Source organism: Streptomyces sp. NH27, assembly GCF_056859195.1.
The window spans coordinates 1-7070 of record NZ_JACEGK010000423.1 but is presented as its reverse complement, the minus strand read 5'-3'; the positions used below and the strand labels follow the sequence as shown (position 1 = coordinate 7070).

4 protein-coding genes are annotated in these 7070 nt (G+C 72.5%); all 4 read left to right on the top strand.

The features are described from left to right. A partial coding sequence (locus tag AC13HU_RS27950) for an FtsK/SpoIIIE domain-containing protein (protein ID WP_483044732.1) occupies window positions 1-2532 on the top strand: 2532 nt, incomplete at its 5' end. Window positions 2533-2927: 395 nt separating this feature from the next. After that, entirely contained in the window at window positions 2928-4334 is a 1407-nt protein-coding gene (locus tag AC13HU_RS27945) for an ABC transporter substrate-binding protein (RefSeq protein ID WP_483044731.1), read from the top strand. A gap of 6 nt (window positions 4335-4340) precedes the next feature. Continuing rightward, window positions 4341-5786 carry a carbohydrate ABC transporter permease gene (locus tag AC13HU_RS27940; protein ID WP_483044730.1) on the top strand — a complete coding sequence of 482 codons (1446 nt, stop codon included), beginning with the start codon at window positions 4341-4343 and terminating at the stop codon, window positions 5784-5786. Then, complete coding sequence (locus tag AC13HU_RS27935) at window positions 5783-6817, top strand: carbohydrate ABC transporter permease (RefSeq protein ID WP_483044729.1); 1035 nt, start codon at window positions 5783-5785, stop codon at window positions 6815-6817. Before AC13HU_RS27940 ends, AC13HU_RS27935 begins: the two co-directional genes overlap by 4 nt. Window positions 6818-7070: the final 253 nt, after the last annotated feature.

The window sequence follows — 7070 nt, the reverse complement described above, 5'->3', positions numbered from 1 at the left end:
AGACAGCCCGGCACTCCGCGTTCAACGGGCTCAACGGGCGGCGCGGGCGCGCCGGGCCGTCCGGACCGGCGCGGGCCCGACGGTGATGACGGCGACGGCGGCCGCGGTGAGGGCGGCCCCGAGACCTTCGCCGGCGCTGCGTGGCCGCCGGCCGAACCGCCCGCCGCGGACAGTTCCCGGCGCGCCACCGGCGAGCGGAACCGCCGCGACCTCGACGAGCCGCCGCGCGCAGGGGTTGTCGGTGCCATAGGAGCATGGGCGCGGCGGCTGGCCGGCGGTCGCCAGGTGCCCGACGACGCCGGGCCCGAGGCGGCCACGGCCGACCCGGCCGCCGCGGAGGCGCTGCGCGAGCGCTGGCCCGACCCGGCCGCGGTCCTGCTGACCGTGCTCGGCCCGGGCCGCCGGCTGTGGGAGCGCGGCCCCACCCACCCGGACGCGCTGACCGTGCGGCTGGGCACCGCCGACCTGCCGGCGCCGGACGGCGGTGGGCTGCTGCGCGGCGCCCCGTACACCGTGGACCTGCGAGCCCCCGCCACCTCGGCGCTGACCCTGGCCGGTCCCCGGCCGCGGCTGGCCGGGCTGGCCAGGGCGCTGCTCGCGCAGCTCTGCGCGCTGCACTCGCCCGCCGTGCTGGAAGTGGTGCTGGTCAGCGCGGACCGTACCCGGGGCGCCGACGAGCGCACCGAGGAGTGGTCCTGGCTGAACTGGCTGCCGCATCTGCGGCCCGCGCACAGCCAGGACTGCCGGCTGCTGCTCGCCTTCGACCGCGACCAGGCCGAGGCCCGCACCTCCGAGCTGGTCCGGCGGCTGGAGTCCGGCCCGCTCGGGCCCGGGTGGGCGACCGCGCCGGAGTCCGCCGTCGCCGCCGCCACGGCCCGCTACGACGGCCCGTACACGCTTCTCGTCCTCGACGGCGACCCCGGCTCCGCGGCCCTGCGCGACGCCCTGACCCGGATATCCATGGCCGGCCCGTCGGCGGGCATCCATGTGCTGTGCCTCGCCGAGACCGGTGAACGCCCCACCGTCCAGGGCGGTCTGGTGGCCCATGTCTCCGGCGACGTGGCGACCACGCTGCGGTTGGAGCCGGTCCCGGGGGCGTACGACGCGGCGGTGGGCGCGGGCACGTACCCGGCCGAGCCGGCGGACGGCACGATAGTGCTGGACGCGGTGTCCGCGGTGTGGGCCGAGCACTTCGCGCGGGCGCTCGCGCCGCTGCGGGAGGCCGACGCGGGCTCGGTGGACGTACCGTCACGGCATGTGCTGCCGGGCACCGTTCGGTTGCTGGACGAGCTCGATCTCGCGATCGCGACGCCCGCCCGGATCGCGGCACGATGGGGCGAGGCGCCCGGGGCCGCCGCGAGTGCGGCCGCGGTGATCGGGGTGGGGGCGGCCGGCCGGGTGGCCGTCGACCTGGTGGCCGAGGGGCCGCACGCGATCGTCGGGGGCGCGCCCGGCACCGGGAAGACCGAGCTGCTGCGTTCGCTGGTGGCCGCGTTGGCCGCGTCCGACCGGCCGGAGCGACTGGCACTGGTGCTGGTGGACGGGGCCGGGGCGGAACGCGGTGAGGGGCTGGCCTCCTGCGCCGACCTGCCACACGTCTCCACGCACTTGGTGGCCTCGGAGCCGGTACGGATGCGGGAGTTCGCGCAGGCGCTGAGCGCGGAGCTGAAGCGGCGGGCCGAGGTGCTCGGCGACGAGGACTTCGCGGGGTGGCACGGGCGGGGCCCGGTGGCGGGGCTGGTGCCGCAACAGGGCGGGCGCAGGGGAGGTTCCGGTTCGGGTGACTCCGCGGCCGGTTCTGCCGCTTCGACCCGTTCGACCCGTACGGCCAATTCGGCCGCCGGCGCGGCTGGTTCGGCCGCCGGCGCGGCTGGCGCTGCCGCTGGTTCGGCCGGTTCCGGGGCCGGCGGCGGCGCGCGGCCCGTGCCCGTACTCCCGCGCCTGGTCGTCGTCGTGGACGACTTCGACGCGCTCGTGGCGCCGGCCCTCGGCAGTCCGGGGCGGCCGTCGGCGGGCAGCGTGGTGCGGGCGCTGGAAGCGGTGGCGCGGGACGGCGAACGGCTCGGCGTCCACCTCTTCGCCGCGACCGGCCGCCCCGAGCGCACCGCGGGCACCGACGCCGACGAGCGGGCCCGGCTGCGGATCGCGCTGCGGACCGCCGACCCGGAGTCGGCCGCGCTGCTGGTGCACGTCGAGGACCCGGCGGGACTGGACGACGCCGTGCCCGGGCGCGGCTATCTACGGCGCCCCGGCGGCGCGGTGACGCCGTTCCAGGCCGCCCGGGTCAGCGCGCGCATACCGCGTACGGCAACGCTGCGACCGACCGTGGTGCCGCTGGAGTGGGAGCGGATGGGCGACCCGCCGGCCCGCCGCCAGGTGCGCGAACTCGGCAACGGGCCAACCGACTTGGCGCTGCTGGCGAGCGCCCTGCAACGCGCCGCCGAGACGCCGCCGGAGGACCCCGCCCCGCGGGGCGCGGCCGAACCCGCGTCCGCCACCGCGCCGGCCGCACTGATCCGGCCGCGGATCTGATGTCCCTCCCGGCACTGCTGCCGTGACCGGTGGCCCCGGCCCGCACGTGTTCAAGTGCGGGCCGGGGTCCTCCGGTCGATGCCCGGCCCGGTATCCGTACCGACGGCCGGCCAGGGACGCGGCACGGCGCGGCACCCCTGCCGATGGCCGGCCAGCGAGTCGCCGTGGCGCGGCGATCCGGACAACTCCCTTGTCAGGGGCCATGATTCTGCGTCCGCCGGGCGGTTCCGCATGGCTTTCGACCCGGTCCTGACGGTCCGTCCGGACCTGCCCCCGAAGGGATTGCTCCAAGATCACGGCATAGTCACAATGACCCACGCAAGTCCGTGTAAGACCTTGCGAGCGCCGTCGCGACGGGCGTAGGACAGTCGCCACGGGACTGAGGGGATGACGACATGCGTACCTTAAAGCGCACACACACCGAGCACGCACGACGGAGCACTACGCGTATAGCGCTCGCCGCGGTGGCGGTGTCGGCGCTTGCGCTCACCACCGCGGCATGCGGCGGGGGCAGCGACAAGAAGGACGAAAGCAAGAACACGTCGTCGGCGTCCTCCTCGGGGAGCGACGGAAGCGGGCTGAACCTGCCCGACCTGCACGGCCAGAAGCTCGAGGTCGCGGCGGTGTGGACCGGCCCCGAACAGAAGGCGTTCCAGAAGGTCCTGGACCAGTTCGACAAGCTCACCGGCGCGAAGTCCACCTTCGTACCGACCGGTGACAGCCAGTCGACCTTCCTCGGCACGAAGATCGAGGGCGGCGCGCCGCCGGATGTCGCGTTCCTCGCCCAGCCGGGCGTGCTGCACCAGTTCGCCGACAAGGGCTGGCTCAAGCCCCTCGGCAGCGGCGCGCAGGCCCAGTTGAGCAAGAACTACTCCAAGGGCTGGCAGGACCTGGGCGCTTGGAAGGGCAAGCAGTACGGCGTCTACGCCAAGGTCGCCAACAAGTCGCTGATCTGGTACAACACCGCCGCCTTCAGCAACGCGGGCGCGACCGTGCCGAAGACCTGGGCGGACTTCCTGAAGACCGCCGAGACCGTCTACGAGTCCGGCACCCCCGCGGTGTCGATCGGCGGCGCGGACGGCTGGACCCTCACCGACTGGTTCGAGAACATCTACCTCTCGCAGGCCGGTCCGGCGAAGTACGACGCGCTCACCACACACAAGATCAAGTGGACCGACCCGTCGGTGAAGGCCGCGCTGACCACGCTCGGCCAGCTCTTCGGCAACAAGGACCTGGTCGCCGGCGGCACGTCCACCGCGCTCGCCGACGACTTCCCGAAGTCGGTCACCCAGGTGTTCAGCGGCAACCCGCCGAAGGCCGCCATGGTTTACGAGGCCGACTTCGTGGCGTCGTTCATCACCGCCAACACCAAGGCCAAGGTCGGCACGGACGCGAAGGTGTTCCCGTTCCCGGCCGTCGGCAACGGCAAGGCGCCGGTGGTCAGCGGCGGTGACGTCGGTGTGGCGCTCAAGGACAACGCGGGCGCGCAGGCGCTGCTCACCTACGTGGCGTCCACCGACGCGGCCAAGATCTGGGCGTCCAGCAGCGGTTACCTCTCGCCGAACAAGTCGCTGCCGTTCTCGGCGTATCCGGACGCGACCGAGCGCACCATCGCCCAGGCGCTGATCTCCTCCGGTGACGACTTCCGGTTCGACATGTCGGACCAGGCGCCGGCGGCGTTCGGCGGCACCAAGGGGCAGGGCGAGTGGAAGGACCTGCAGGACTTCCTCGCCAAGCCGTCCGATGTGGCCGGCGCGCAGGCCAAGTTGGAGTCCGACGCGGCCAAGGCGTACGGGAGCTGACGCCGGATGACTGACGCCTCTGTTCCAGGGGCGGGCGGTCCGGTCGGAGCGGGTGGCGGCATCTCCGGTGCCGTCCCCGTTCCGGCCGGGCCGGGTCCCGTCGAGGGGTCCGCTCCGGGCTCCGTCGAGGGGCCCGGCTCCGGCCGGCGCCCCGGAAAGCGCCGCAGCGTCATGGGCACCCGCCCGTGGATAGCCGCGCTGTTCCTGCTTCCCGCGCTGGTCCTGCTGGGCGCGCTGGTGGCGTATCCGATCGGCTACACCGTCTACCGCAGCCTCTTCAACGCGAGCGGCGACTCGTTCGTCGGGCTGAAGAACTTCGGCACGGTCTTCACCGACCACGGCATTCTCACCGCGGTCCGCAACAACGCGATCTGGGTGGTGGTGGCGCCCACCGTGGCGACCGCGCTCGGCCTGGTCTTCGCGGTACTCACCGAACGGGTGCGCTGGGGAACGGCGTTCAAGCTGATCATCTTCATGCCGATGGCCATCTCGATGCTGGCCGCGGGCATCATCTTCCGGCTGGTGTACGAGCAGGACCCGTCGCGCGGTGTGGCGAACGCCGTGGTGGTGGCCGTGCACGACACGTTCACCAGCAACTCCGCCTACCCGGGGGCGCGTCCGCGGCCGGACAGCGACCTGAAGCCGACCTCCGGCGGGTCGTTCACCTCCACGTCCACCGCGAGCATCGGTACGTCGGCGGACCTGCCGCTGGTCGGCATCCCGCCGACCGAACTGCCGTCCAACGCGCAGCAGGCCAAACCGGCCCCGGCGAAGCCGGGTTCGGTGACCGGAACGGTGTGGCTGGACTTCCGGCCCGGCGGTACCGGCAAGCCCGATGTGATCGACCCGGGCGAGAAGGCGCTGTCCGGGGTGAAGGTGGAGGCGGTCAAGGACGGCAAGGTGATCGCCTCGGCCAAGTCCGGCAAGGACGGCACCTACTCGCTGCCGGCGAAGGCGGCCGGCGCCCAACTGCGGCTGCCCGCCTCGAACTTCTCCGGCAAATACAACGGCATCAACTGGCTCGGCCCGGATCTGGTCACCCCGTCGATCATCGGCTCCTACGTATGGATGTGGGCCGGCTTCGCAATGGTGCTGATCGCGGCGGGACTTGCCGGGGTGCCGCGCGAACTACTGGAGCAGGCCCGGGTGGACGGCGCGGGCGAGTGGCAGGTCTTCCGCCGGATCACCGTGCCGCTGCTGGCCCCCGTGCTGGTGGTGGTGATGGTGACGCTGATGATCAACGTGCTGAAGATCTTCGACCTCGTCTACATCATCGCGCCAGGCAACACCCAGTCCAACGCCAACGTGCTCGCCCTCCAGCTCTATCTGTCGTCCTTCGGCGGCGGCAACAACCTGGGCGTCGGCAGTGCGATCGGCGTGATCCTGCTGCTGCTGGTGCTGCCCGTCATGATCTTCAACATCCGGCGGCTGCGCAGGGAGGGACGGCGATGAGCGCGGATGCGACGGATGAGGGCGCGATCGCGGAAACGGGTACGGGTACGGGTTCCGGTGCTGATGCCGGTGCCGGCGCGGACACGACTACGACGGCGACTGCGGGTGCGGGTGCGGGTGCGGGTGCGGGTGCGGCCGTGACGGGTGCCCCGGGCACGGCGGCGGCTTCGGGCGCCGGCCGGCGCGGGATCGGGGCACGGCTGGCCGGCGCCGCGAGTGGCGGCCTGCTCCGGCTGGTCCTGCTGGTGGTGGCGCTGTTCTGGCTGATGCCCACGATCGGGCTGCTGCTGTCCAGCCTGCGCAGCCGGCAGGACATCGCGGCCACCGGCTGGTGGAAGGTCTTCACCTCGCCGACCCAGCTCACGGTCACCAACTACCGTTCCCTGCTGGACAACCACGCGATCACCAGTTCGCTGTGGAACACCGCGCTGATCACCGTCCCGGCCACCTTGCTGGTCGTGGTGATCGGGTCGCTGGCCGGCTACGCCTTCGCGTGGATGGAGTTCCCCGGCCGCGACTGGTGGTTCATCGGGGTGGTGGCGATGCTGGTGGTGCCGGTGCAGGTGGCGCTGGTTCCGGTGGCGAAGCTCTTCGGCAAGATCGGGATCTTCGGCGACATCTCCGGGGTGGTGCTCTTCCACACCGCCTTCGGACTGCCGTTCGCGATCTTCCTGCTGCGGAACTTCTTCGCCGAGATCCCACGGGAGTTGCTGGAGGCGGCCCGGCTGGACGGCGCCGGTGAACTGCGGCTGTTCGTCCGGGTGATCATGCCGCTGGGCGGCCCCGCGATCGCCTCGCTCGGCATCTTCCAGTTCCTTTGGGTGTGGAACGACATGCTGGTCGCGCTGATCTTCGCGAACAGCGACTCGCAGCCGATCACGGTCGCCCTCCAGCAGCAGGTGCGGCAGTTCAGCGACAACATCGACATCCTGGCGCCCGGCGCCTTCCTGTCGATGGTGGTCCCGCTGATCGTGTTCTTCGCGTTCCAACGGCAGTTCGTCTCCGGCGTGATGGCCGGAGCGGTGAAGTAGCCCTTCCACGGCGCCCGTTCGACCGCCCCACCCGGCGGGTGAACGGGCGCCGTCATGCCCGCACGGCGCCCGCCGATGGCGGCCGCGGCTCCGTTCGTCACCGAAGTGCGCCGATACGCCTACGAGTTGACGACCGAGCCGGTCCCGGAACAGGCGCCCTCGGTACCATCGGGCGTTTCGACTATCCAAGGGGGGTGCCCGACATCGCCGGCCACGACGACGGACACAGGTACAGCGACGGACCCGCGTACGG